Origin of the sequence: Burkholderia sp. Ac-20345 (assembly GCF_017104825.1) — a bacterium.
Taxonomy (GTDB): Bacteria; Pseudomonadota; Gammaproteobacteria; order Burkholderiales; family Burkholderiaceae; genus Burkholderia; species Burkholderia lata_B.
On the sequence record NZ_JAAGPO010000060.1, the window covers coordinates 1 to 25,985 of the forward strand.

Consider the following 25,985-nt stretch of genomic DNA (forward strand, 5'->3'; position numbering starts at 1 on the left):
TGACTTCGGGCCGGCGCCTGCGTCCGGCAAGGCCGTGCGCACGGCGCCGGCCGAGGCGGTCGGCCGCGCGGTGTTCGGCGGATCGAACCATCCGCAGCTCGAAGCATGCTTCCGCGCCGCGCAGGCCAGTTTCCCGAATCTTTACCCCGACTACGCGCCGCGCATCGAGCGGCACATCCGGCAACTGGTGCCGCTGAAGCTCGCGACGGTCGCGACGATCGGCGACGGTGCGCTGGAGACGGCAGGCAACCTCGTCGAAGCCGTCGCGGCGACGACGCGCGAGTTCAACGAACTCGGCGCGGCCGACATGATGGCCGGCATGCTCGCGCAGGCGACGCGCAAGGCCGGCATGTTCGAACGCTGGTTCGGCGCGGCGTCGGGCCAGGTCGACTACCGTGCGGCGATCGGGGCGCTCAAGCAGTCGCTCGGCTTCTTTCCACGCCGTACCGAGGAACTCGCCGCGAAGGTTCGCCATGCGGAAGAAAACCTCGTGGTCGTGCTCGCGGCGCTGAGCGCGGTGTCGGACGTCGTGCGCGCCCCGGACGATGCGGGTGTCGAGCGCACGCTGTTCGACCGCCGCAACATCGTCGGGCAGGCGGTGCAGCAGATTCGCATGCAACCCGCGCGATTGCGCGGGCTCGACGAGCGCGTGACCGATCTGCTGTCGCGCGCCGATCACCTGATGAACGTCGTGCTGCCGGCGGCATTGGCGGCGCGGCCGCAGCGCTGAGCGCACGGCACGAACGGAACGAACGGCACGAATGCGCGCGCGGCGGCGCGCGTGTTCGCTGCGCAGGCCACGCCGCGTCACGCCAATTCGCGTGCACCGGCGCGAGTCTGCTATCTTCCCGGGCATCTCATTGCTTTCCCGCCGATTCTCCATGACCGACCGCATCGTTGCCGCATTCGATTTCGACGGCACCATCACGACGACCGACAGCTTTCGCCATTTCGTCCGCTACGCGGTCGGCACGCCGCGCTTCGCGTGGGCCGGATTGTGTGCGCTGCCGTGGATCGTCGCGATGAAGGCCGGGCTGCTGTCGCGCGGCGACGCGAAGGCGAAGTTCGCGTCGTTCGCGTTCGGGCCGGTGCGCGAGGACGCGCTCGATGCGCAGGCGCGCACGTTCGTCGACACCTATCTGCCGGGCCTCGTGCGTCCGGAAATGCTCGAACGCATCCGCGAGCATCGGGCACGCGGGCACGAGGTCGTGCTGGTGAGTGCGTCGCCGTCGCTGTATCTGGAGAAGTGGGCGAAGACGGCCGGCTTCGATGCGGTGCTCGCGACGCGGCTGGCGTTCGAGCGCGGCACCTTCGCCGGGCGGCTCGATGGCGAAAACTGCTGGGGGCCGCAGAAGGTCGTGCGGCTGCGCGGGTGGTGGGGCAACCGGCCGCCGAAGCAGTTGTTCGCGTACGGCGACAGCCGCGGCGACAAGGAAATGGCCGAGCTCGCGAACTGGTCGTGGATCCGCGGGCAAGGGCCGATGCCGCCGATCGGCGAGTGATGCGGTGCGTTACGCGTCCGCCTGAGCCTGGCGCGTACCACGCGACGCGCGATAACCGCCCCAGCGATTCGCCCGCGCAAACGTGCCGACGTCGTTGAAGCGCACGCCGACTTCACGCAGCGCCGCATGCGCGGTGCGCGCGGTCAGCTGGCGGATGTAGAACGGGTCGCGCACCACGAAGTGATGGATCGCGTGCGTGCTGCCGAAATTGAAGCAGAACAGCTGGAACGGCAGCATCCACCACGGGTTGAGCACTTGCGTCTGCTGGATCACGTTGCGTGAATCGATGTCGCCGAAATAATGCATGTTCGAGCTGACGAAGTTGATGCAGAAGCTGCGCACGAAGTTCGGCCCGAGCCACACCACGGCCAGGAAATCGACGACGCTCATCACGCGCTCGACGAGGGCCGGCACCGTCACCGGGTAGCCGAACGCATGCAGTGCGAACAGGCCGGCGTGATAGACGATGAACGCATGCCACAGCACGTAATACACGTGACCGACCGGCATGTACGACGACACCTGCTCGACGCGCAACTGCAGGCGCTCCGACGGATCCTGCACCGGCTGCGCCGCCACGTACTGCTTCACCTTGCGGCGCATCGCGGCCGGCCGCAGCACGACCGCGAGCATGCCGTCCGCGATCATCAGCAGGCGCTTCACGCCCCAGCGCTCGCCGTTGGTGATGCCGAATTCCTCGAGATCCGATTCGCCGCCCGACACCTTGTGGTGGTGCAGGTGCATGCGCCGCCGCGTCCACGGGTTGATCGTGCCGGGCCGCGTGAGCCAGCACAGCGCCATCATCAGGTGATAGGCCCACGGCGTCTTCTTGAAGTACATCAGGTGGATCAGGTCGTGCTCGAGCTCGTGGATCAGCGACGTGACGAACGCGGCGAGCGGCAGCGCGACGTACCACGCGATCGCGCCGCGCGCATACAGCCAGGCGATCGCGAGCATCGCGCTGACCGAGACGGCCATCACGGTCGCGCCGACGAGGTTCTGGTTGTCGAGCAGCGGAAAGCGCGCGCGGATCGCGTCACTCGCGGCGTTGACCTCGCGGCGGACATACGCGACCTTGTCCGCGTCGTTGCGAAAGGCGGTTCGTGCGGGTTGGCTCATCGACCGGGATTCCTGCGGAAAGGGTGGGGCGCAATGCCGATGGGACAAGCATAGGCGTGCACCGGGCCGCACGCGAGGGCCGCGGGTGCCAATGGTGGTGTCATTTCGGGCCACGATGGCCTGCCGGCGCGGCTAGAGTCTCACCCCGGTGTCATTGGGGGCCAGCGACGCTACAATCCGCCGAAACCGCTCCGGAGTCCGCCGCATGGTCCTGTCCGTCCCGGATGCCGCGCGCCAGCTGAACAAGGCGACGGTGTCGTCCGCGTATGCGCTGTTCATGCTGATGCTGGCGGAGGAGCGCGGCATCGACGGCGGCCGCGTGCTTGCCGGCTCGGGCGTCGAGCGCGACCGGCTCGCGCAGCCCGATGCGCGCATCACGCCGCTGCAGCAGGCGGCGATCGTGTTCAACCTGCTCGACGCGACGGACGACCCGTCGATCGCCATCGAGATCGGCCTGCGCAGCAGCCTGACGAAAGCGGGACTGATCGGCTTCGGGCTGATGAGCTGCGCGACGCTCGGCGAGGCGATTTCGCTCGGCATCCGCTACCTGCCGACCCGCGTGCCGTTCTTCTCGGTGCGGCTCGCGCAGCTCGACGGGATCGTCGACATCGACGTGCTCGAAGCGTTTCCGCTCGGCCGGCTGCGTCAGTTCGCGGTCGAGAACTTCCTGGTCGAGACGGCGATGCTGTTCAATTCGCTGCTGTATCCGGTGCCGGGGCGCACGCTGCAGTCGCGTGCCGAACTCCATTTCGAATGGCCCGAGCCGCCGTGGTTCGACGGTTATCGTGCGCGGCTGCCGCGCTGCCATTTCGACGCGAGCGCGAACCGCATCCGCTGCGATGCCGCGCTGCTGGACGAACCGATCGGCACCGCGAATGCGCATACCGCGCAGATGATCGTGCAGCAGTGCGAGGCCGAACTCGCGCGGCTCGGCTATGCGGAAAGCATCGTCGAGCGTGTGCGCAACCTGCTGATCTGCGGCGAGGGCGGCTATCCGTCGGTCGACGACGTCGCGCGCGAGCTGCATGTGTCGGCGCGCACGCTCAAGCGCAAGCTCGCCGAGTACGGCGCGACCTATTCGGCGCTGCTCGACGAGATCCGGCTGCGCGACGCATTGCGGCTGCTCGAAGGTACGCGGCTGCCGGTCGACGAGATTGCCGCGCGCGTCGGCTATACGGATCGCGCCAATTTCACGCGTGCGTTCAAGCGCTGGACGGGCGTCGCGCCGAGCGAGCGGCGCTGAACGCGGGCATGCACCGGCCCGCATGGCGGGCCTGCCGAGTCATGCCGCACGTGTCCCTTCTTCAGACGATCGCAACCCAGTTCGCACCGCGCCCGCCCGGCGCGCGCGCGCGCGGCGACAGCGCGCCGTCGTCCGGCGCGATCGCATACACCGACACGTATTCCGACTGTTCGCCGCAGGCGACGAGCCAGCGCCCCGACGGGTCGATCGCGAACCCGCGCGGCTGCGTCTCGGTGGCGGTCGCGTGCGCGGGTTCGAACGTGCCGTCTTCGGTGCGGCGATAGCAGAGCAGGCGGCTCGACGTGCGTTCGCTGACATACGCGAAACGCTCGTCGGGCGTCAGGTGCAGGTCGGCGGCCCAGACGGACGGCTCGACGGGCGCGGGCGGCCGTGCATGACCTTGCGCGAGTTCGGCGATGGCCGGATGGCGTGCGCTCACGTGCGCATCGCCGAGCCGGCCGGTGTCGGGATCGCGCGCGAACGTGGCGAGCGTGGCCTGGAATTCACTGACGACGACGAGCGCACGGCCGTCATCCGCGAATTGCAGGTGACGCGGGCCGAACCCGGCCGGCACGCGCGTTTCGCCGTGTTCGAGCACACGCAGGCCGGCCGCGTCCTCGACGAGCGCGAAGCTGAACACGCGATCCGAGCCGAGCGAACTGACGTACGCGAAACGGTTGTCCGGCGACACGATCACCGAGTGCGCGTTCGCGATGCCGCCCGCGACCTGCAGCGGTGTGCCGTCGCCGTCGCGCACGCGCGCGGCATCGTAGAGGCTCAGCGAATTTCCGCCGTACGACGCGCCGAGCAGCCAGCGGCCGCTGCGGTCGAGCGACAGGTACGCATGGCTGGCGTCGATCGCGGTCGTGCCGATGCGCACGAGCGCGCCGGTGGCCGACACGACGCGGAACGCGACGATCGTCGGCTGTTCGCCGCGCGTCGCGACGTAGAGCCGCGCGCGGTCGGCCTGCACGGCGATCGGCATCGCGACGTCGGCGGCCGGGTAGCGGGCGAGCGGCGCGAGCGCGCCGTCGGCCGCGAGGGAGAACGTGGCAAGGTCGCCGTCGGCGGCATTCGAGACGACGACGGTCAGGCGGTCAGTGTTCGGCATGGCGGAGCATCGAAGCATTCGTGAAGGATTCGTCGGCCGGCAGGCCGCGCGGCGGATCGCTGCGCCGGTGCGTGCGCGCGAACAGCGCGGCGACCGCGGCGACGAGCGAAGCGATCGCGAGCGCATACAGCCCGCCCGTGATCGAACCCGTATGTTGCTTCAGATAGCCGAAAGCCGTCGGCGCGACGAAGCCGCCGAGGTTGCCGACCGAGTTGATCAGCGCGATCACGGCTGCGGCCACGCGCGTGTCGAGATAGCCCTGCGGGATCGGCCAGAACAGCGACGACGCGGCCTTGAAGCCGAGCGCGGCGAAGCAGATCGACGCGAACGACCATACCGGATCGTGCGACGTCGACGCGAACAGCCCGCACGCGGCGAGCACGAGCGCGACCGCGAGCCAGCGCTGCGGATGCTTCCACTTCGACGACAGCACCGCGAAGCCGTACATCGCGCCGATCGCGATCATCCACGGAATCGTGTTGTACAGGCCGACCTGGAAATCGGTGAGGCCGCCCATCTTGCGGATGATCGTCGGCAGCCAGAACGTGGCCGCATAGATCGTCAGCTGGATCGAGAAATACAGGAAGCAGAACAGCATGATCTGCGGATCGCGCAGCAGCGCGGTGGCGCGCACCGGCACGTTCGAGCGGACGTCGCGCGTCGCGCGCTCCTCGTCGAGCGCGTTCTGCAGCGCCGTGCGTTCCTCGGCCGTGAGCCACGTCGCGTCGCGGATATGCGATTTCAGCAGCAGCCAGCTCGCGCCGCACAGCGCGACCGAGAACAGCCCTTCGATCAGGAACATCCATTGCCAGCCTTCGAGGCCGAAGCCGCGAATCGACAGCAGCGCACCGGTGACGGGCCCGGACAGCACCGACGCGAATGCGGAGCCGCCGAGGAAGATCGCCATCGCCTTGCCGCGCTCCTGCGGCGGCAGCCATTGCGACAGGTACAGCACGACGCCGGGGAAGAAGCCGGCCTCGGCCACGCCGAGCAGGAAGCGCAGTGTGTAGAACGACGTGTCGTTCCACACGAACGCCATCGCGGCCGCGACGATGCCCCACGTCGCCATGATCCGGGCGAGCCACACACGTGCGCCGTAGCGCTGCATCAGCAGGTTCGACGGCACTTCGAACAGCGCGTAGCCGACAAAGAACAGCCCGGCGCCGAGGCCGTACGCGGCCGCGCCGATGCCGATCGACGCTTCGAGGTGACGATCGACGAAGCCGACGTTTACGCGGTCGATGTAGTTCGTGATGAACATGATCAGCACGAGCGGCAGCACATGCCACTTCACTTTCGAGACGGCGGACGCGAGCGGGTCGCGTCCGGGCAGGGCGGGCGAGGGCGGGTTCAAGGGTGTCTCCGGTCGGGCGGCGGCGGACGGAGCGGGTGCTCGCGTCAGCGTCTGGATGGCGGTCTGTGTAGTATGTCGTCGTATGACATGGTACGCCTGAGTGCCGATGAAGACGTCGCGGGTTTACCCGGAAATTGCCCAGATATTGGGGAATTTCATGAGATTCGTCGATTGTTCATTCATGTCTGATGACGTATGACATGAAATGAGTATGCGCTAACCACTGGACACCAGGTTGCGACCCGCGTGTGCGCGGGCATCGACCGGGCAAGCCCGCCTGCGCTTGCAGTCGCGGCCGCTATGCCATCGACACGACGCTGTTGAGCAGCGTCTTCACGAGCACGGCCTGCCGCGTCGCGCCCGTTTTCGCGAAGATGCCGCGCAGGTGCGCGCGCGCCGTGTTCTTCGTGATGCCGGTCGCGGCGGCGGCCTCGTCGAGCGTGAGCCCGTCGACGAGCAGCAGCGCGATTTCGGTTTCCATCGGCGTGAGCCGGAACAGCCGGTGCAGCATGTCGCGCGACGTCTGCGGCGACGACGCCGGATCGCGGACGAATACCGCGACGGCGGGCCGGTGCTGGCGGTCCTCCGCGCCGCGGTAGGGCGCGAGCGGGCGCAGCAGCACGCTCAACGGCATCGCGCCGCCGGGGCGCGACAGCGTGGTGGCTTCGATGCGCGCGAGCGCGCCCGCGCGGAAATGCTCGAGCGCGGCCTGCAGCGCCTTCTGCAGCCGGCGCTCGTCGAGCGGGCACGACGCGTGGAGCCGCTCCTGGCGCACGCACAGCCCGTCCTGCTGCTCGATCAGCCGTTCGGCGATGCGGTTGCGCTTGATCACGCGGCCGTCCTCGTCGACGATCGCGGTGCCGACATCGAGCCGGTCGACGGTGCCCGCGTACAGTGCGCGTTCGGCATCGAGCACGTCGAATGCCGCGTGCAGTTCGACCGCCCGCTGCAGGTGCGGCAGCAGCGTCGCGACCTGCGCGCGCTCGGCCGCGTCGAAATCGCGGCCGCCGTGCGCACGGCTCACGAAGAACGCGCATTCGACGCCGCGTTCGCCGCGCAGGTTCACGCCGAGGATGTAGCGCAGGTCGAGCGGCTGCAGGTACTGCCGATAGAAGTCGTGCGCGCGCCACGCAGTTTCGCCGAACAGCCGGTCGGCCGTGAAAACCTGGCCGGGCGGTTGATCGAGAAACGGGCAGAGCGCGTAGAACTGCTCGCTGTACGACGGCTCGCCGGGCAGCAGCGGGCCGTGCGCGGACGCGTTGATGATGAGCCCGTGCCGTGCGCCGCCCGGATTGCGCAGCACCAGGGTCGTGAAGCTCGCGTCGAGCCGCACGCGGACGGCTTCGAGAAAGCCGGCCCACGGGGTCGCTTCCGACGGGCCCTGATAGACGAGCCCGAGCCACGCGCTGAGTTCGCGCGCCGTCCACGCCGCGTCGTCGAAACCGTCATGTGCGGCCGGATCGCCGGGCGCCAGCGCGATGGGCATGCTCGTGTTCTCCTGGTCGGGATGAAGGATTCCCGGACCAGCATACCGGCCGGCCGGCGGCCCGCGTCATCCGAACGGAGTAGGCGACGCGGGCAGGCGGGCAACCGCCGGGTTGCCCGCCTGCGGCGCTTACGCCGCGCGCTCGCGCAGCAGGTACGCGACGATGCGGTCGGCCGCTTCTTCCGGCGACTCGGCCACCGTGTCGACACGCAGTTCGGGCTGCGTGGGCGGCTCGTACGGCGAATCGATGCCCGTGAAGTGCTTCAGCTCGCCGCGCCGCGCCTTCTTGTACAGGCCCTTCGGGTCGCGCCCCTCGGCGACCGCGAGCGGCGTGTCGACGAATACCTCGACGAACTCGTCGGGGCCGGCCAGCGCGCGCGCCATGTCGCGTTCCGCGCGGAACGGCGAGATGAACGACACGAGCGTGATGAGCCCCGCGTCGAGCATCAGCCGCGCGACTTCGGCGACGCGCCGGATATTCTCCACGCGATCGGCCTCGGTGAAGCCGAGATCGCGATTGAGCCCGTGCCGCACGTTGTCGCCGTCGAGCAGGTACGTGTGCTTGCCGAGCGCGTGCAGCCGCTTCTCGACGAGGTTCGCGATCGTCGACTTGCCGGCACCCGACAAGCCAGTCAGCCACACGATGCGCGGCGTCTGCGCCTTCTGCGCGGCACGCGCGGCGCGATCGACGTCGACGGCCTGCCAGTGCACGTTGTGCGCGCGGCGCAGCGCGAAGTGCAGCATCCCGGCGCCGACCGTGTCGTTGGTGAAGCGGTCGATCACGATGAAGCCGCCCGTGTGGCGGTTGCGGTCGTACGGATCGAATGCGACGGGCCGGTCGAAGCTCAGGTTGCACACGCCTATTTCGTTGAGCGCGAGCGTGCGCGCCGCGAGATGCTCGCGCGTGTTCACGTCGATCTTGTACTTCGGCGTCGCGCAGGTCGCGCCGACCGTCTGCGTGCCGAGCTTCACGAGATACGGGCGGCCGGGCAGCAGCGGTTCGTCGTGCATCCACACGAGCGTCGCCTCGAACTGGTCGGCCACCTCGGGCGGCGCATCCGCGCGCGCGATCATGTCGCCGCGGCTGATGTCGATCTCGTCGGCGAGCGTGAGCGTCACCGCATCGCCGGCGCGCGCGATGTCGCTTTCACCGCCTTGCGTGATCACCGACGTGACGCGGCTTTCCTTGCCGGACGGCAGCACGCGCACGCGCTCGCCGACACGGATCTCACCCGATGCGATGCTGCCTGCGTAGCCGCGGAAATTCAGGTGCGGGCGGTTGACCCACTGCACCGGCAGCCGGAACGGTTCGTCGCGCGTCACGCGCGCGGCGAGCGGCAGCGTGTCGAGATGCTGCATCAGCGTCGGGCCTGCGTACCACGGCATCCGCGCGCTCGGCGCGATCACGTTGTCGCCGCGCAGCGCCGACATCGGAATGCTGACGATCTCCGCCAGCCCGAGCTCGGCCGCGAACGCGCGATAGTCGGCGTCGATGCGCTCGAACACGGCGCGGTCGTAGTCGACCAGGTCCATCTTGTTGATCGCGAGCACCACGCGCTTGATGCCGATCAGCGCGACGAGATGGCTGTGGCGGCGCGTCTGCGTGAGCACGCCCTTGCGCGCGTCGATCAGGATCACGGCGAGATCGGCGGTCGACGCGCCGGTGATCATGTTGCGCGTGTACTGCTCGTGGCCGGGCGTGTCGGCGACGATGAACTTGCGGCGTGCGGTCGCGAAGAAGCGGTAGGCGACGTCGATCGTGATCCCTTGCTCGCGCTCGGCCGACAGGCCGTCGACGAGCAGCGCGAAATCGAGTTCGCCGCCCTGCGTGCCGACTTTCTTCGAATCGGCTTCGAGCTGCGTGAGCTGATCGTCGAACAGCATGTTCGATTCGTAGAGCAGGCGGCCGATCAGCGTGCTCTTGCCGTCGTCGACGCTGCCGCACGTGATGAAGCGCAGCAGGTCCTGGGTTGGCGTGTGCGCTTCGTCGGCAGCGCGGGTATCGGGTGCGTGGCGCGCGAGCGTGTCGGGCGCGGTGAGTACGTGTGCCATCAGAAATATCCCTCCTGTTTCTTCTTTTCCATCGAACCGGCCGAATCGCTGTCGATCAGTCGTCCTTGCCGTTCGGACGTGCGCGTCTCGCGCATCTCCTGCAGGATGTCGTCGAGCGACGTCGCGTCGCTGTCGATTGCGCCCGTCAGCGGATAGCAGCCGAGCGTGCGAAAGCGCACCTTGCGCATCCGCGGCACTTCGCCTTCGCGCAGCGGCAGGCGTTCGTCGTCGACCATGATCAGCGCGCCGTCGCGTTCGACCACGGGCCGTTCCTTCGCGAAGTAGAGCGGCACGATCGGGATGTCGTGAAGCTGGATGTACTGCCAGATGTCGAGCTCGGTCCAGTTCGAGATCGGGAACACGCGCAGGCTTTCGCCCTTGCGCTTGCGCGCGTTGTACAGCGACCAGAGTTCGGGGCGCTGGCGCTTCGGGTCCCAGCGGTGCTGTTCCGAGCGCAGCGACACGATGCGCTCCTTCGCGCGCGACTTCTCCTCGTCGCGGCGAGCGCCGCCGAACGCGGCGTCGAAGCCGTAGTGATCGAGCGCCTGCTTGAGCCCCTGCGTCTTCCACACGTCGGTGTGTACGGCCGAGCCGTGCGTGAACGGATTGATGCCGTTCGCGACGCCGTCGGGGTTGATGTGCACGCGCAGGTCGAGGCCGAGGCGCGCGGCCGTCTCGTCGCGAAACGCGATCATCTCGCGGAACTTCCAGGTCGTATCGACGTGCAGCAGCGGAAAGGGCGGCTTTGCCGGGTAGAACGCCTTCATCGCGAGATGCAGCATGACCGAGCTGTCCTTGCCGATCGAGTACAGCATCACCGGGTTCTCGCTCTCGGCGACCACCTCGCGCATGATGTGGATGCTTTCGGCCTCCAGCCGCTCCAAGTGGGTCAACATCGTTCGTCTCCTTGTTTCATGCCGGTGCCGCGCGACATGTGCGGCGTTTCGTGCATGACACCGACGGTATCGAGCGAGCGGCATGCCGCTCTTCGTCCGGGTGGACTAAACCGCGGTGCGGCGGTGGAGCGGATCTTTCCTTAGTCCACCCGGACGAAGTGGCGCGCGGCGGCGGCGCTTAAGGTGAGCGCTCGACCATCGGCGGAGACGACACATGACGGACGACACACGTGCCACGCAATTGCTTTCGGGCCAGACCTGGGCCGATTTCTGCGACACCCTGAAACGCAGCGGACAACAGATCCTGCGCGCCGAGGCGCCGGACGATCCGCTGACGCGCGCGGAAGGATTCCGCTACCTGAGCCGGCTGATGCGCATCGCGCTCGAAATGCACGTCGAGTTCGCGGACGGCGCATGGCCCGGCTTTTTCTCGCCGTCGCACGAGACCGCGAAGATCGGCGCCGACAATCCCGACAACCTGTACCAGTACGCGCGTCTCGACGGCCGCTGCGAATACCGCGTGACGGGGCGGCGCGGCACGGTGGCGTACCTGAGCTTCGGCACGCAGAAGGGCGGCTACGAGACCGACGGCAAGATGCTGCAGACGGGCTTTCTCGATGCGAAGCAGCTCGAGATCGCACCGGACGGCAGCTTCGAGATCGTGCTGAGCGAGACGCCGCGCGCGGGCAACTGGGTACGCATGGAGCCCGGCACCAACGCGCTGCTCGTGCGCCAGACTTTCCTCGACCGGCGCGCGGAAACGCCGGCGCAACTGAAGATCGAGCGCATCGGTGCCGACGATCGCCCGGCGCCGCTCGACCCGCTCGTGCTGCAGGGCGGCCTCACGCGCGCCGCGCAGTTCGTCGAGCAGACGTCGAAGCTGTTCGCGGACTGGGCCGCGAGCTACCGTTCGCACGTGAATGCGCTGCCGCCCGCCGACCAGGCGCTGTGCCAGTCGGTCGGCGGCGATCCGAACATCTACTACTACCACTCGTGCTGGTCGCTGGCCGACGACGAAGCGCTCGTGATCGACGTCGACACGGTGCCCGACTGCGATTTCTGGAACGTGCAGCTCAACAACTACTGGATGGAGTCGCTCGATTACCGGCACTTCGATATCTGCGTGAACAAGCACAGTGCGCGGCTGAATGCGGACGGCGGCGTGACGGTGGTCGTCGCGGCCGCGCGGCCGGGCGACGCGAACTGGCTCGATACGGCCGGGCATCGCACCGGCACGATCTGCTGGCGCTGGGTGGGCGCCGCGCAGCCGGTGCATCCGCGCACGCGGGTGGTGAAGCTTGCGACGTTGAAGGAGGCCGCATGAACGCGCCGCGTGACCGGACCCGCACGCTGCTCGCAGCCGACGGGTTGATTGCCGAAGCCGTGTCGCGCACGGGGGGACTGACCGCATTCGGCGACGGGCCGTATCGCGAGGCGCTCGACGTGATGTGCGCATCGCTGGTCGACGAAGCGAACCTGTCCGCGCGCGGTGCTGAGATGATGCGCGAGAAGCTCGTCGGCCAGCTCGTGAACCGGCTCGTCGTCGAGTATTACTTTCGCCGCCATCCGGAGATCGCGGAGATCGAAATCGACGATCCGCTCGTGATCGTCGGCTTGCCGCGCACGGGCACGACGCTGCTGCAGCGGCTGCTGGCCGTCGACCCGCGCTTCCACACGGCCGCGTGGTGGGAAACCCGCTACCCGGCGCCGCTCGCGGGCGAGACGCTTGCCGAGCCGACGGTGCGCATTGCACGTGCGCAGGCCGAGGTCGCGACGATGATCGACTGCATTCCGCAGATCCTGACGATCCATCCGCTCGATGCGATGCTCGCCGACGAGGAGTTCATGCTGATGGAGCATTCGTTCGTGTGCGCGATGGATTCGTATGCGAACGTGCCGCGCTACACGGCGTGGCTCGCGCGGCAGGATCTCACGCCGGTCTATACGTACCTGAAGCGGATGCTGCAGTTCCTGCAGTGGCAGAAGGCGCAGCGCGGTGTCGCGCCGGCCGCGCGCTGGCTGCTGAAGACGCCGCAGCACCTGTATGCGCTCGACGTGCTGTGCCGCGTGTTCCCACGCGCGCAGGTCGTGCTGACGCACCGCGATCCGGCGCAGACGATTCCGTCGATGGCGAGCATGGCGCACACGCTGTGGCAGATGTATGCGGACGATCCCGATCCGCTCGCCGTCGGCGCGCAGTGGAACGCGGGGATGGCGCGCGCGATCGGCGCGGCGATGGCCGCACGCGAGGCGCTGCCGGCCGACCGGTTCCTCGACGTGCGTTTCGAGGACACGGTGTCGAATCCGCTCGGCGTTGCGGAGGCCGTATACGCGTTTGCCGGAATGCCGCTCGATGCGCGGCAGCGCACGGCGATGACGGACTGGATGGCGCGCAACGGCCGCGACAAGCGTGCCGCGCACGACTATTCGATCGCGCGCTTCGGCTTCACCGATGCGCAGCTCGCGCGCGACTTCGCCGCGTATCGCGCGCGGCACCTGCGGGCGGCCGGCTGACGGCATGGCTCGCGAGACCAACGACAACCAGGAGACAACCCATGTTGCTGAAGGACAAGATCGTCGTGATTTCCGGGATCGGGCCAGGGCTCGGCGTGAAGCTCGCCGTCGAGGCGGCGCGCGAGGGCGCACGCGGCGTCGTCGTCGCGGCGCGCACGATGGAAAAGCTCGACGACGCCGAAGCGCGTATCCATGAACTCGGCGTCGACTGCGACGTGCTGAAGGTGAAGACCGACATCACCGATCGTGCACAATGCCGGCAGCTCGCGACGCAGGCCGTCGAGCGCTTCGGCCGGATCGACGCGCTCGTGAACAGCGCATTCGTGCACGGCACGTTTCCGGAACCGGTGGAGGAAGCCGACCTCGATGGCTGGCGCGCGGTGTTCGACACCAACGTGTTCGGCACGATGGCGCTCACGCAGGAAGTCGTGCCGCACATGAAGCGGCAAAAGCGCGGCGCGATCGTGATGATCAACACGCAGGCGACCCGCAAGCCGTTTGCAGGGGAAGGCGGCTACGCTGTATCGAAGGGCGCGCTTGCGGTTGCGGCAAAATACCTGGCGCGCGAACTCGGCGTGCACGGCATTCGCGCGAACAGCATCCACATGGGGTGGATGTGGGGCGTGCCGACCCAGACGTATTTCCGGCAGGCGGCCGCCGAGTACGGGATGACGGAAGAACAGATCATCGCGCCGATCGCGTCGAACATCGCACTCGCGAAGCTGCCGACCGACGACGACTGCGCACGCGCGGCGCTGTTCCTCGCGTCGGATTACGCGAACGCGGTGACGGGCGCGACGCTCGACGCGAACGGCGGCGATTTCATGCCCTGACGACGGAGCAAAGGAACATGCAGGACAACCACGACGCACAACATTTCTTTGCGTTCAACGGCGACGCGGACGGGCTGTGCGCGCTTCAGCAGCTGCGGCTCGCGGAGGGCGTGCACGGCGCGCTCGTGACCGGCGTGAAGCGCGACATCAAGCTGCTCGAGCGGATCGACGCGTGTGCGGGCGACATCGTCACCGTGCTCGACGTGTCGCACGACCAGAATCGCGATGCGTGCGCGCGACTGCTGCGCGATGGCGCGACGGTCCGCTATTTCGATCATCACTTCGCGGGCGAGCTGCCCGACGATCCGCGCTTCGACGCGCATATCGACACGGCGGCCGACGTCTGCACGAGCGCGATCGTGAACCGTTATCTAGGCGGCCGGCACGTACGCTGGGCGATCGTCGCGGCGTTCGGCGACGAACTGCCGGCGCTTGGCCGCACGCTTGCGCGCGAGCACGGGATCGACGACGCCGAACGCGACACGCTCGCCGAACTCGGGCTCTACCTGAACTACAACGCGTACGGCGAGTGTGTCGGCGATCTGCATTTCGACCCGGCGGCGCTCGCCGACGCGATGCTGCCCTGCGTCGATCCGCTCGATTTCGTGCGCGAGACGGCTGTGTTCGCCGCGCTGCGCGACGGCTACCGCGACGACATGGCGCGTGCGTGCGCACTCGCGCCGCTGCGCGAGGTGCCCGGTGCGACGCTGGTCCGGATGCCTGATCATCCATGGGCGCGGCGCGCGACGGGCATGCTCGCGAACGAGCGGATGCGCGACGCGCCGCATGCGGCGCTCGCGGTGCTGTCGCCGCGCGCGGACGGCGGGCTCGTCGTCAGCGTGCGCGTGCCCGACGGCCGGCCGCTCGGCGCCGACGAGTTCTGTCGCGGTTTTCCGACCGGCGGCGGGCGCAAGCGCGCGGGCGGCATCAACCATCTGCCGGAAGACGAGTTCGACGCGTTCGCCGAGCGATTCGAGGCGGCGTTCAGGCTCGATTGACGCAGCGGGCTGCGATGACGCGCACGCCGTGCAGCCATCGCACGGCGTGCGCATCGTGGCCCGATTAGCCGGTCGCGCCCGCGAGCACGGCCGGCACGTTGTGACCGTAGCAGCGCTCCTCGACACGCTCGGCGATGCGCCAGCCCTGGGCGGTGCGCACGAATCGATCGACGTACCAGAGCCCGAGAAACATCACCTGCGTGCTGCCGTCCGGCAGCGCGACTTCCATCGGATTGAAGCAGATCGTGCGGCCACGCGCGGTATCGCCGTCGAGCCGGATCGACAGGTTGCCGACCATGTGCTGGTACCGCGGAAACTGCGGCAGCACAGTGCGCAGCCACGCCTTCACCTCCGGATAGCGGCCGGCGATGCCGCCCATCGCGCGATAGTCGATCGCGGCATCAGGTGTGAACACCGCGTCGAGCGCGTCGAAGTCGCGCGTGTCGATCGCTGTCGAATACGCGACGACCAGCTCGCGGATGTCGTGATGGTCGGACAGCGTTTGCAGATCGGGCATGGGCGGCTCCCGGTCACGCGCTGTTGCGCCGGCGTGCCGCATGGACCGCTTCGGCGCGCTGCTTCACGTCGAGTGCGCACTGGTCGAAGCCCTGTTTCACCCACGCACCGTGGTTCTGCATGATCGTGTCCGCGTTGACGCCGAGGAACTGGTCGGTCGTGAAGTAGCGGCAGCGCTCCGCGCCGGTCGCATCGATGTACTGGTCGCGGCGCGCGGCGTCCTTGTTGTCGTCGGTCGGGCGCTGCTCCCACGACAGCAGGCGTTCGGGTTCGTACGCGACGAGGATCTCGTTGACCGGAATCACGGTCTCCGTGCCGGGAATGCGCACCTGCATGTGCACGAAATCGCCGAGCTTGCCGGTTGTTTCGAAGCCGACGCAAAACGTGTTCCATTCACCGTAGCGCGGGAAGTCGGTCAGCACTTCCCACACGACGGAGGCCGGCGCGTCGATGTCGACGGTGATCGAGGTGACGAGATTCGAGGGTTTGGTCATGGCGGCGTATCGGATGAAGCCGCGCGTACCCGGGTGGCGGGCAGCGTCGCGGGGGTCGGAAGGATTCGCGCCGGTATCGGTCGGCGCGCGTGACGGGTGCGGCTCGGGACGTGCGGGGGCGTTCGGGGCCGGCACGTCCCGCGCAGCGCGGCACACCCGACATCGAGCGTAGGCCGGCGCCTGAGGTGAAGAATCGTCGGAATGGACTAAGGCGTTTCACCGGGGGCAGCAGGGGTGGGCGATTGCCGTGACCGCGGCGGCATGGGCACGCCGGTGCGTCGAGCGTCGACACCAGGCGACGCAGCCGCGACAATACGGGTCTCTTCCCGCTTTCGTCATCGAGGTGCCCGTGCCTGCCAAGTCGTCCGTTGCTCCCGCGATCGTCTGGTTCCGCGACGATCTGCGCGTGACCGACCAGCCCGCGCTGACGCGCGCGGTCGCGTCGGGCCGGCCGCTCGTCTGCGTATTCGTCGACGATACGGGCGACGGCGCCGGGCGAGCGCTCGGCGGCGCGGCGCGCTGGTGGCTGCACGGGTCGCTGGCCGGGCTCGACGCGGCGCTTGCGCGTCATGGCGGGCGCCTGCTGCTGCTGAGCGGCGACGCGCCGCGCGAGATCGAACGTGTCGTGCACGACACGGGCGCGGAAGCCGTGTACTGGAACCGCCGCTATGCGCAACCGCAGCGCGACGCCGACGCGGCGCTGAAGGCGGCGCTCAAGGCGCGCGGCGTCACGGTCGAGAGCAGCAATGGCAGCCTGCTGAACGAGCCGTGGGAGGTGCTGACGGGCAGCGGCGGGCCGTACCAGGTGTTCACCGCGTACTGGCGTGCTGCGCGGCGCGATCGCACGGTCGCCGCGCCGTTGCCGGAACCCGACCGGATCGCGTTTCATCCGTGGCCGAAAATCGTGAAAGACCGCGCGCTGGCGCTCGATGCGCTCGCCTTGCGTCCTCCGGTGCCGGATTGGGCCGGCGGCCTGCGCGACGCATGGCCCGCGCCCGACGAAGCCGGGGCACACGCCCGGCTCGACGCCTTCCTGACGACGTCGCTTGCCGGCTATGCGGATGCGCGCGACCTTCCCGACCGTCCCGCGACGAGCCGGCTGTCGCCGTTCCTGCGCTTCGGCAACGTATCGCCGCGACAGGTGTGGCATGCGGTGCAGGGCGCCGCAAGCGCGGGCGGCGCGGCGGTTGCCGCGGACGCCGACAAATTCCTGAGCGAACTCGGCTGGCGCGAGTTCAGCTACACGCTGCTGTATCACTTCCCGGCACTCGCGACCGACAACTTCCGCGCGCAGTTCGACGCGATGCCGTGGCGCGACGACCCCGCCGCGCTGCACGCATGGCAGCGCGGGCTGACCGGCTATCCGCTCGTCGATGCGGGCCTGCGCGAACTGTGGACGACCGGCTGGATGCACAACCGCGTGCGGATGGTCGTCGCGTCGTTCCTGATCAAGCACTTGCTGGTGGACTGGCGCGCGGGCGAAGCGTGGTTCTGGGACACGCTGGTCGACGCCGATCCCGCCAACAACGCGGCGAGCTGGCAGTGGGTGGCCGGCTGTGGCGCCGACGCCGCGCCGTATTTCCGCATCTTCAATCCGGTCGCGCAGGGGCAGAAGTTCGACCCGGACGGCGCGTACGTGCGGCGTTGGGTGCCCGAGCTTGCCGGCCTCGACAACGCATCGATCCATGCGCCGTGGGAAGCGTCGCCGCTGGAGCTCGATGCGGCCGGCGTGCGGCTCGGCGTCGACTATCCGGCGCCGCTCGTCGAGCATGCGGCCGCGCGTGCCCGCGCGCTCGATGCGCTGGCTGCATTGCCGAAGCGCCGCTGACCGCACGCGCCGGCTTGCCGCATCAATTGCAGAACGCGACGTGTTCGAGCAGCGCGTACGCGACACCCGAATCGAAGTAGGCCGCGCCGCACCACGCGACGAAAGCGAGCGTGCCGGCGGCCAGCGCCGCGCGGATCATGCCCATGCCGCGTTGCCCGATGCCGGACGCGCGACGCGCGCGTCGTTGATCGGCAGGTGCAGCAACGCCGCGAGGATGCCGAGCGCGATCGAGCCGATCCACAGCGGCATGTACGAATGCGTCGCGTCGTACACGATCGCGCCGAGCCAGACGCCGAAGAAGCTGCCGAGCTGGTGCCCGAAGAACACGAAGCCGAACAGCGTCGCGATGTAGCGCACGCCGAACACCTGCGAGATCACGCCGTTCGTCAGCGGCACGGTGCCGAGCCACGTGAACCCCATCACGGCCGCGAACACATAGACGCTCGCGGGCGACAGCGGCGCGGCGACGAACACGGCCATCGTGAGCGCACGCACCAGGTACAGCACCGACAGCACGTACTTGCGCCGCAGCAGCCCGCCGAGATGGCCGCACGCATAGGTGCCGGCTACGTTGGTCAGCGCGATCAGCGCGAGCGCGACGCTCGCGTGGCGCGCCGGCAGCCCGTGGTCGAGCAGGTAGGCGGGAAGATGCGTCGCGATGAACGCGAGCTGAAAGCCGCACGCGAAGAAGCCCGCGTTCAGCAGCCAGAAGCCGCGATGCGCGAACGCCTCGCGCACGGCTTCGCCGATCGACTGGTCGGGGCCGGCGGCGCCGCCGGCAGCCTGCGCGGGCCGGTCGCGCAGCAGGACGGCGAGCGGTGCAAGCAGCGCCGCGACGAGCGCCAGCGCGATGAACGCATGCCGCCAGCCGATGCCGCCGATCAGCTCCTGCGCGACGGGCACCATGCAGAACTGGCCGAGCCCGCCGATCGCGCCTGCGACGCCGAGCGCCCAGCCGCGCCGGTCGGGCGGAAACAGGCGGCTCAGCGCGCCATAGATCGATGCGAATGCCGAACCCGACAGCGCGACGCCGATCACGAGCCCGGCGCCGACCGTGAACATGCCCGTCGTCGCCGCATGCGCCATCGTGACGAGCCCGGCCGCGTACAGCAGCATCCCGGCGACGATCACGCGCAGCGAGCCGAAGCGATCGGCGACCATGCCCGTGAACGGCTGCGCGACGCCCCAGATCAGGTTCTGCAGCGCCAGCGCGAGCCCGAACGCTTCGCGCGACCAGCCATGATCGAGCGACACCGGCGCGAGGAACAGGCCCTGCACGTGGCGGATGCCGAGCGCGGCGCCCATGATCAGGCCGCCGGCCAGGACGGGCAGCCAGCGGCGACGGACTTCCTGCTCGATCGGGGTCATGCGTGTCTCCTGAGGATGGCGCGCGGCAAAACGGCCGCGCTCGATCCGATTAGACGATCGGGCCCGTCGTCGCTCAAGCGATCATTCGGTCAGGTTGGCATGCGTGCGGGGAATGCGACGCGTGGCGCGCGGGGTGGGGCGGGAGCGCCCGGCAACGGTCGGGCTTGTTTGCAGCGGCCGCGCCGGCTTATGCCGACGCCGTGTCGTGCGCACGCATCGCGGCATCGCATTCGGCCGCTTCGGCGAGCATCCAGTCGCGGACCTCGGCGACTTCGCGGCGCGGGGCCGGATCGTGCTGGAACAGCCAGTAGCCGTACGCATCCGACAGCGCTTGCGTGTGCGGCCCGAGCACCGCGAGCCGGCCGTCCGCGAGCATCGGCGCGACCAGCGCGAGGCGCCCGAGCGCGACGCCCTGGCCCGCGATCGCGGCCTGGATCACCTGGTCGTACTGGTTGAAGCGCAGCACGCCTTTCGGGCGCGCGTCGCCGAGCCCGGCCGCGTGGAGGTGCGCGCGCCACTGCAGTTGCGGCTGCGGCGGCCCGTCGAATTCGAGCAGGACGTGGTCGGCGATCGCGGCCGCGTTCGTGACGGGCCGCCCGGCGAGCGCAGGATGGGCGACCGGCACGACGATCTCGTCGAACAGGCGCAGCGCGCCGGCCGGCGCGCGGTCGCGCGGACAATAGCGGATGCCGAGGTCGATGCCTTCGGCGCGCAAATCGAGTACCTTGTCGTTCGCGGCGACGCGCAGGTCGATCTCCGGCAGGCGCGCCTGCAGCCGCCCGAGCCGCGGCAGCAGCCACAGCGCGGTGACGCCGATGCTCGCGGTGATCGTGACGGGCTGGCGCTCGCGCGTGGCGGCGAGCGACGCGACGGTGTCCTGCAGGCTGTGCAGTACCGCATCCGCGACGCGAAACAGCCGCTCGCCTTCGGGCGTGAACGCGATCTTCCGGTAGCCGCGCTGCAGCAGCGCGACGCCGAGATGCGCTTCGAGCGCGTGCACCTGGCGGCTGACCGCCGATTGCGTGACGCACAGGTCCTGCGCGGCGAGCGTGATGCTCATGCGGCGGCCGACGGCGACGAAACCGCGGACGAGGTCGAGCGACGGGAGACGAACGAGCGGCGTTGACATGCGCGTGACTCATGCGAACGGAGCAGCAAGATTGGTTGAGAACGCGGGGCGCGTCAAGTTCAATGGAGGCTGGCGTGGGCGGCGAAGGACGGGGCGGGAGCGGGCGCACGTGCGTTGACGCCCGGGCCGGCTGCGCAGCGCGGGCATGAGTCGGCACTGACGCGACAACCCGGACGGATCGCGAAGCATGGGACCGGAGACACGATGACGATTTCTAACGAAGGCAACGGAATGACGCAGGGCAGCCGCGCGGCGGACGCATTGCCGCCCGAACCCGTGACGCTGCGCGCTGCCGACGGCTTTGCATTGCGCGGCCATGTATGGCGCCATCGCGGCGGCAGTGTCGCGCGGCCCGTGACGGTCATCAACTGTGCGACGTCGGTGCGTTGCGACTACTACTTTCGTTTCGCGGCCTGGCTGTTCGCACAGGGGCGCGACGTGCTCGTCTACGACTATCGCGGCATCGGCGGGTCGCGCCCGGCGCACCTCGCGAAGCTGCGCGCGAACTGGCTCGACTGGGGGCGGCTCGATTGCGAAGCCGCGCTGCAATACACGCGCGACGCGTTTCCGGGCCAGCCGATCGACGTCGTCGCACACAGCATCGGCGGGTTCGTGCTCGGGCTCGCCGCATCGAACGTACAGGTGCGGCATGCGGTGACGGTCGGCGCGCAGTATGCGTACTGGCGCGATTACCTGCCGGCCGAACGGCGGCGCATGTGGTGGAAGTGGCACGTCGCGATGCCGGTGCTCGCGGCCGTGTTCGGCTATGTGCCCGCGAAGCGGCTCGGCTGGATGGAGGACACGCCGCGCGGCGTCGCGTTGTCGTGGGTGCGCTCGCAGGCGCGCTTCGAGGATGGCTATACGAGCGGCCCGCTCGCCGAACCCGCCGCGAGCCGCGCCGCGTTGCCCGCCCGCTTCGCGGGGCTGTCGGCGCCGATGCTCGCGATCGGCCTCGAAGACGACGGGTTCGGCACGGTCGAGGCGATCGAGCGGCTGGTCGGCTACTACACGGGCAGCGACGTCACGCACCTGCGGATCGCGCCGGCCGACATCGGCGTCGAAGCGATCGGCCATTTCGCGTTTTTCCACAGCCGCTTCACCGAAACACTGTGGCCGCTGGCGCTCTACTGGCTGCAACACGGCGTGCTGCCGGCCGACGCGCCTGGCAACGTGCATGCGCTGCACCCGGCGTCGCGTGGGCGGGGGACGGGCGGCGGCGTGCCGGGTGTCGCCGCGAACGGGTGACAGGGCGGCCGCGTAACGCTGGCGCAGGCCGAGAGGACGAGCGTCAGCGCCGCGCACGGTGCCGGTGTTGACGCCGGCGGGCCGCAACGGCTCGCCGCACCGCCTGATCGATTAACATCGGACGTTTCATTCCACAGGCCGCCGCACGTTGATGCTCGTCCAGCCCGATTCCGCTTCTCCGTCCGACATTCCCCGCGCGTGGCGCATGCAGCGGCTCGCCGCGCCGCCTGCCGCGTCCCGCGCCGGCGTTCAGATCGCGCGTGTCGATTTCGACTGGCGCGTGCCGCTTGCGTCGCCCGCGTATGCGGCACTCAGCGATGACGAACGCGCGCGGGCAGCACGCTTCATGCGGCATGAGGATGCGGTACGCAGCGCCGCGACGCGTGCCGCGCTGCGCGACGTGCTCGGCACGGCCCTCGGCATCGCGCCGCAGGCGGTGGCGATCGTCGTCGACGCGTCGGGGCGACCGTCGCTGGACGACGCGCATCGTGCATCGCTCGACTTCAACGTGTCGCATGCGGGCGACCATGCGCTGCTTGCGTGGGCCCCCGCGGGCCGCGTCGGCGTCGATATCGAGTGCTGCAATCGCGCGACCGACTGGCGTGCGCTGACGCGCGAAGTCTGCGCGCCCGCCGAGGCCGCCTATCTCGACAGCCTGCCTGCTGTCGCGCGCGCCGGCGAATTCATGCGCGTCTGGAGTGCGAAGGAGGCGCTGCTCAAGGCGCTCGGCACGGGCATCGTCGGCGGGCTGAGCGCATTCGCGGTCGTGCCGCCGCGCGATGTCGCGACCCCTGCGACGACGATCGTCGAGCCGGCCGCGCCCGCCGCCGGCGTCGCGGCGTTCGATGCGGTGTGGCTCGATGCGGCGCCAGGCTACGCGGCGTGCGTCGCGTGGACGCGTGCGTGAGCCGGGATCAGCGCGCGGCGCTCATTCGAGCGGCGCGTCGTTCGGCGCCGCATAGCGCGCCTTGATCACGTCGCTCATCGCGAAGTCGAACGACAGCCCCTTCGGCGGCACCGGCTTCATGAACCACCTGTCGTACAGCGCGTCGATCTCGCCGCGCTTCATCAACTGCACGAGCACGCCGTCGACGAGCGCCTTGAACTGCGGATCGTCCTTGCGCAGCATGAACCCGTAGGCTTCCGACGATTGCGGCGTGCCGACGATCTGCCAGTCGGCCGGCTTCGCGGCGAGCTGGCGCACGCCCGCGAGCAGCACGTCGTCCATCATGTACGCGGCCGCGCGGCCCGATTCGAGCGTGAGGCGTCCTTCGCCGTAGTCCTTCGCGCTGATGATCTGCATGTTCATCTTCTTTTCCTCGTTCATCTTGCGCAGCAGGCGCTCGGACGTCGTGCCCTGGTTCGTCACGACCGTCTTGCCGGCGAGGTCCGGGAAGTCGCGGATGCCCGAGCTCGTGCGCGTGAGCAGGCGCGTCGTCGCGACGAAGAAGGTGGTCGAGAACGCGACCTGCGCGTGACGCGCGGCGAGGTTCGTGGTGACGCCGCATTCGAGATCGACCGTGCCGTTCTGCACGAGCGGAATGCGGTTCTGCGACGTGACGGGGATAAAGCGCACCTGCAGGTCGGGCTTGCCGGTGCGCGCCTTCACGGCGGCGATCACGCGGTCGCACAGGTCCTGCGAGAAACCGATGACCTTGCCGTTCGCGTCGGCGTAGGAGAACGGCACCGACGTTTCGCGGTGGCCGATCGAGATCAGGTTGCCCTGCCGGATCTTCTCGAGCGTGCCCGAGAGCGGCTCCGCGGCGAGCGACGCGCCGCATGCGAGTGCGCACGCGGCGAACAGCAGGGGGCGGCCGAACCGGGCGGCGAGTCGTGACGGGAAGGGCATGGCGGTCTCCGTGGCGAATGGTGATTCGTATGTTGCCAAAGACAAAATAATTGCAACAACTGTTAAGCGTCGGATCACACGAGCCGATTCGGCGGGCCGCGCAGGGCATCAGGGAAACTCCCAAGTCGAAATCGGTGAAATACGGGTTGTCTAGACAAGTTGGCGTAGCTACACTTCAATCCATTCCGAACTTGTCTAGACAGGATTGCTCACATGATTACGTTGACCCCCGGCCACCTGACCCTCCCGCAACTGCGCCAGATCGCACGCGAAACCGTGCAACTGACGCTCGATCCCGCCAGCTTCGCGAAGATCGACGCCGGCGCGAAGGCCGTCGCCGACATCGCCGCGAAGGGCGAGCCGGCCTACGGCATCAACACGGGCTTCGGCCGCCTGGCCAGCACGCACATCCCGCACGACCAGCTCGAACTGCTGCAGAAGAACCTCGTGCTGTCGCACGCGGTCGGCGTCGGCGAGCCGATGGCGCGCTCGTCGGTGCGCCTGCTGATGGCACTGAAGCTGTCGAGCCTCGGCCGCGGCCACTCGGGCATCCGTCGCGAAGTGATGGACGCGCTGATCAAGCTGTTCAACGCGGACGTGCTGCCGCTGATACCGGTGAAGGGCTCGGTCGGCGCATCGGGCGACCTCGCGCCGCTCGCACACATGTCGGCCGTGCTGCTGGGCGTCGGCGAAGTGTTCATCCGCGGCGAGCGTGCAAGCGCACTCGACGGTCTGCGCGTCGCTGGCCTCGCGCCGCTGACGCTGCAGGCGAAGGAAGGCCTCGCGCTGCTGAACGGCACGCAGGCGTCGACCGCGCTGGCGCTCGACAACATGTTCTCGATCGAAGACCTGTACCGCACCGCGCTCGTCGCCGGCGCGCTGTCGGTCGACGCGGCAGCCGGTTCGGTGAAGCCATTCGACGCACGCATTCATGAACTGCGCGGCCACCAAGGCCAGATCGACGCAGCCGCGTCGTATCGCGACCTGCTCGAAGGCTCGCCGATCAACCAGTCGCACCGCGACTGCGACAAGGTGCAGGATCCGTACAGCCTGCGCTGCCAGCCGCAGGTGATGGGCGCGTGCCTGGACCAGATGCGCCATGCGGCCAACGTGCTGCTGGTCGAGGCGAACGCCGTGTCGGACAACCCGCTGATCTTCCCGGATACCGGCGAAGTGCTGTCGGGCGGCAACTTCCACGCCGAGCCCGTCGCGTTCGCGGCCGACAACCTCGCGCTCGCCGCAGCGGAAATCGGCGCGCTGGCCGAACGCCGCATCGCGCTCTTGATCGACGCGACGCTGTCGGGCCTGCCCCCGTTCCTCGTGCGGGACGGCGGCGTGAACTCGGGCTTCATGATCGCGCACGTGACGGCTGCCGCACTCGCATCGGAAAACAAGACGCTCGCGCACCCGGCATCGGTCGACTCGCTGCCGACCTCGGCGAACCAGGAAGACCACGTGTCGATGGCGACGTTCGCCGCGCGCAAGCTCGCCGACATCGCGGACAACACGAAGCACATCCTCGCGATCGAACTGCTGGCCGCCGCGCAAGGCGTCGACCTGCGCGCGCCGTACCACACGAGCCCGAAGCTGGCGCCCGTGATGGAAACGATCCGCGGCAAGGTCGCGCACTACGAGCTCGACCACTACTTCGCACCGGACATCGCCGTGATCGCGAAGCTGGTCGGCGAGCGCGCGTTCGCGAAGGTTGCGCCGTTCTCGTTCGCGTCGGAACAGTAAGCCCATGAGCGCGCCGGTCTACCAGGAGATCAAGGATTTCATCCTGGGCCGCATCCACGCAGGCGAGTGGGAGGAGGGCGATCAGGTGCCGTCCGAGAACGAGCTGGCGCGCGAATTCAAGGTGGCGCGCATGACCGTCAACCGCGCGCTGCGCGAGTTGACGGCCGAGCAGGTGCTCACCCGCATGAAGGGCGCAGGCACCTACGTCGCACGGCCGAAGTACGAGTCGACGCTGGTGGCCATCCGCAGCATCTCGGAGGAAGTCGGTGCACGCGGGCATGCGTATCACGCCAGCGTGCTCGGCCTCGACACGATCCGCGCCGACGAGGCGCTTGCCGACGAGATGCAGGTGGCCGTGCGCGCGAAGCTGTTTCATTCGCAGGTGCTGCACTTCGAGAATGACGAGCCCGTGCAGCTCGAAGAACGGTGGGTGAATCCGGCGGTCGCGCCGGATTACGCCGAGCAGGATTTCACGAACACGACGCCGAACCTGTACCTGATGCGCGCGGCTCCACTGCAGCGCGTCGAGTACCGGATCGAAGCGGCGGCCCCGGCGCCGGAGCGGCGCGAGCAGCTGCGGATGGACGACGTCGAGCCGTGTCTGGTTTTACATCGACGCACCTGGTCGCAGGGCGTCGTCGCCTCGGTGGCGAATCTGTGGCATCCCGGCAGCCGTTATCGCTTCACCGGGCATTTCTGATTCCTATTTGA

24 protein-coding genes are annotated in these 25,985 nt (G+C 68.9%); 12 read left to right on the top strand and 12 right to left on the bottom strand.

The window, feature by feature from the left end:
* Together G3O06_RS21770 and G3O06_RS21775 are read left to right on the top strand one after the other, a co-directional pair.
* On the top strand, positions 1–730 hold a 730-nt coding region (locus G3O06_RS21770), incomplete at its 5' end, for a hypothetical protein (RefSeq protein ID WP_205817469.1).
* A 151-nt stretch (positions 731–881) separates the two neighbouring features.
* Positions 882–1,502, top strand: a complete 621-nt coding sequence (locus tag G3O06_RS21775) for an HAD family hydrolase (RefSeq protein WP_205817470.1) — start codon at positions 882–884, stop codon at positions 1,500–1,502.
* 9 nt (positions 1,503–1,511) lie between these two features.
* On the opposite strand, the gene G3O06_RS21780 is transcribed toward G3O06_RS21775, so the two are convergent.
* Complete coding sequence (locus G3O06_RS21780) at positions 1,512–2,621, bottom strand: fatty acid desaturase (protein ID WP_174999535.1); 1,110 nt, start codon at positions 2,619–2,621, stop codon at positions 1,512–1,514.
* Positions 2,622–2,826: 205 nt separating this feature from the next.
* Here G3O06_RS21780 and G3O06_RS21785 point away from each other — a divergent pair, with 205 nt between their 5' ends.
* Positions 2,827–3,864 (top strand): AraC family transcriptional regulator, encoded by a 1,038-nt coding sequence (locus G3O06_RS21785; RefSeq protein ID WP_205817471.1) that lies wholly within the window; start codon positions 2,827–2,829, stop codon positions 3,862–3,864.
* Between the two features lie 61 nt (positions 3,865–3,925).
* Here the strand turns inward: G3O06_RS21785 and G3O06_RS21790 are convergent, their stop codons facing one another.
* The 5 genes from G3O06_RS21790 to cysD form a co-directional block, all read right to left on the bottom strand.
* Positions 3,926–4,975: a beta-propeller fold lactonase family protein gene (locus G3O06_RS21790; RefSeq protein WP_205817472.1), complete on the bottom strand. Its 1,050-nt coding sequence runs from the start codon at positions 4,973–4,975 to the stop codon at positions 3,926–3,928.
* The gene (locus tag G3O06_RS21795; protein ID WP_205817473.1) at positions 4,962–6,329 is read right to left on the bottom strand and encodes an MFS transporter; all 1,368 of its coding nucleotides are present in this window, start codon (positions 6,327–6,329) and stop codon (positions 4,962–4,964) included. The genes G3O06_RS21790 and G3O06_RS21795 overlap by 14 nt, the downstream gene beginning before the upstream one ends.
* Positions 6,330–6,627: 298 nt before the next feature.
* Positions 6,628–7,815: a helix-turn-helix transcriptional regulator gene (locus G3O06_RS21800; RefSeq protein ID WP_205817474.1), complete on the bottom strand. Its 1,188-nt coding sequence runs from the start codon at positions 7,813–7,815 to the stop codon at positions 6,628–6,630.
* 129 nt (positions 7,816–7,944) lie between these two features.
* On the bottom strand, positions 7,945–9,867 hold the full coding sequence (gene cysN / locus G3O06_RS21805; RefSeq protein WP_205817475.1) for a sulfate adenylyltransferase subunit CysN: 1,923 nt from the start codon (positions 9,865–9,867) through the stop codon (positions 7,945–7,947).
* The gene (cysD, locus tag G3O06_RS21810) at positions 9,867–10,847 is read right to left on the bottom strand and encodes a sulfate adenylyltransferase subunit CysD (RefSeq protein WP_174967264.1); all 981 of its coding nucleotides are present in this window, start codon (positions 10,845–10,847) and stop codon (positions 9,867–9,869) included. Before cysD ends, cysN begins: the two co-directional genes overlap by 1 nt.
* Before the next feature lie 130 nt (positions 10,848–10,977).
* Between cysD and G3O06_RS21815 the strand changes: the two genes are divergently transcribed.
* The 4 genes from G3O06_RS21815 to G3O06_RS21830 are packed head-to-tail and all read left to right on the top strand — an operon-like array spanning position 10,978 to position 15,108.
* Positions 10,978–12,087 carry a DUF1214 domain-containing protein gene (locus tag G3O06_RS21815; RefSeq protein ID WP_205817477.1) on the top strand — a complete coding sequence of 370 codons (1,110 nt, stop codon included), beginning with the start codon at positions 10,978–10,980 and terminating at the stop codon, positions 12,085–12,087.
* Entirely contained in the window at positions 12,084–13,277 is a 1,194-nt protein-coding gene (locus G3O06_RS21820; RefSeq protein ID WP_205817478.1) for a sulfotransferase, read from the top strand. Before G3O06_RS21815 ends, G3O06_RS21820 begins: the two co-directional genes overlap by 4 nt.
* A gap of 41 nt (positions 13,278–13,318) precedes the next feature.
* On the top strand, positions 13,319–14,110 hold the full coding sequence (locus G3O06_RS21825) for an SDR family oxidoreductase (RefSeq protein ID WP_205817479.1): 792 nt from the start codon (positions 13,319–13,321) through the stop codon (positions 14,108–14,110).
* Between the two features lie 17 nt (positions 14,111–14,127).
* Positions 14,128–15,108 carry an acetyltransferase gene (locus G3O06_RS21830; protein ID WP_205817480.1) on the top strand — a complete coding sequence of 327 codons (981 nt, stop codon included), beginning with the start codon at positions 14,128–14,130 and terminating at the stop codon, positions 15,106–15,108.
* A gap of 64 nt (positions 15,109–15,172) precedes the next feature.
* On the opposite strand, the gene G3O06_RS21835 is transcribed toward G3O06_RS21830, so the two are convergent.
* Together G3O06_RS21835 and G3O06_RS21840 are read right to left on the bottom strand one after the other, a co-directional pair.
* Positions 15,173–15,625, bottom strand: a complete 453-nt coding sequence (locus G3O06_RS21835; RefSeq protein WP_205817481.1) for a nuclear transport factor 2 family protein — start codon at positions 15,623–15,625, stop codon at positions 15,173–15,175.
* A 13-nt stretch (positions 15,626–15,638) separates the two neighbouring features.
* Positions 15,639–16,118 (bottom strand): SRPBCC domain-containing protein, encoded by a 480-nt coding sequence (locus G3O06_RS21840; protein WP_205817482.1) that lies wholly within the window; start codon positions 16,116–16,118, stop codon positions 15,639–15,641.
* Positions 16,119–16,467: 349 nt separating this feature from the next.
* Between G3O06_RS21840 and G3O06_RS21845 the strand changes: the two genes are divergently transcribed.
* A complete protein-coding gene (locus G3O06_RS21845) occupies positions 16,468–17,946 on the top strand; it encodes a deoxyribodipyrimidine photo-lyase (protein WP_205817483.1) in 1,479 nt (492 codons plus the stop codon).
* A gap of 22 nt (positions 17,947–17,968) precedes the next feature.
* On the opposite strand, the gene G3O06_RS49775 is transcribed toward G3O06_RS21845, so the two are convergent.
* The 3 genes from G3O06_RS49775 to G3O06_RS21855 all read right to left on the bottom strand — a co-directional run bounded on the left by G3O06_RS49775 (position 17,969) and on the right by G3O06_RS21855 (position 20,443).
* A complete protein-coding gene (locus tag G3O06_RS49775) occupies positions 17,969–18,091 on the bottom strand; it encodes a hypothetical protein (RefSeq protein ID WP_006478335.1) in 123 nt (40 codons plus the stop codon).
* The gene (locus G3O06_RS21850) at positions 18,082–19,314 is read right to left on the bottom strand and encodes an MFS transporter (protein ID WP_241020182.1); all 1,233 of its coding nucleotides are present in this window, start codon (positions 19,312–19,314) and stop codon (positions 18,082–18,084) included. Before G3O06_RS21850 ends, G3O06_RS49775 begins: the two co-directional genes overlap by 10 nt.
* Positions 19,315–19,501: 187 nt before the next feature.
* Positions 19,502–20,443, bottom strand: coding sequence for a LysR substrate-binding domain-containing protein (locus G3O06_RS21855; protein ID WP_205817484.1), 942 nt, complete (start codon positions 20,441–20,443; stop codon positions 19,502–19,504).
* Positions 20,444–20,647: 204 nt separating this feature from the next.
* Here G3O06_RS21855 and G3O06_RS21860 point away from each other — a divergent pair, with 204 nt between their 5' ends.
* Together G3O06_RS21860 and G3O06_RS21865 are read left to right on the top strand one after the other, a co-directional pair.
* Positions 20,648–21,688: an alpha/beta fold hydrolase gene (locus tag G3O06_RS21860; RefSeq protein WP_205817485.1), complete on the top strand. Its 1,041-nt coding sequence runs from the start codon at positions 20,648–20,650 to the stop codon at positions 21,686–21,688.
* A gap of 151 nt (positions 21,689–21,839) precedes the next feature.
* Positions 21,840–22,595: a 4'-phosphopantetheinyl transferase superfamily protein gene (locus G3O06_RS21865; RefSeq protein WP_205817503.1), complete on the top strand. Its 756-nt coding sequence runs from the start codon at positions 21,840–21,842 to the stop codon at positions 22,593–22,595.
* A gap of 21 nt (positions 22,596–22,616) precedes the next feature.
* On the opposite strand, the gene G3O06_RS21870 is transcribed toward G3O06_RS21865, so the two are convergent.
* The gene (locus G3O06_RS21870) at positions 22,617–23,537 is read right to left on the bottom strand and encodes a glutamate/aspartate ABC transporter substrate-binding protein (RefSeq protein ID WP_174987286.1); all 921 of its coding nucleotides are present in this window, start codon (positions 23,535–23,537) and stop codon (positions 22,617–22,619) included.
* A 213-nt stretch (positions 23,538–23,750) separates the two neighbouring features.
* Between G3O06_RS21870 and hutH the strand changes: the two genes are divergently transcribed.
* The gene (gene hutH / locus G3O06_RS21875; RefSeq protein WP_174917709.1) at positions 23,751–25,274 is read left to right on the top strand and encodes a histidine ammonia-lyase; all 1,524 of its coding nucleotides are present in this window, start codon (positions 23,751–23,753) and stop codon (positions 25,272–25,274) included.
* Positions 25,275–25,278: 4 nt separating this feature from the next.
* Positions 25,279–25,974: a histidine utilization repressor gene (hutC, locus tag G3O06_RS21880; RefSeq protein WP_047898531.1), complete on the top strand. Its 696-nt coding sequence runs from the start codon at positions 25,279–25,281 to the stop codon at positions 25,972–25,974.
* Positions 25,975–25,985: the final 11 nt, after the last annotated feature.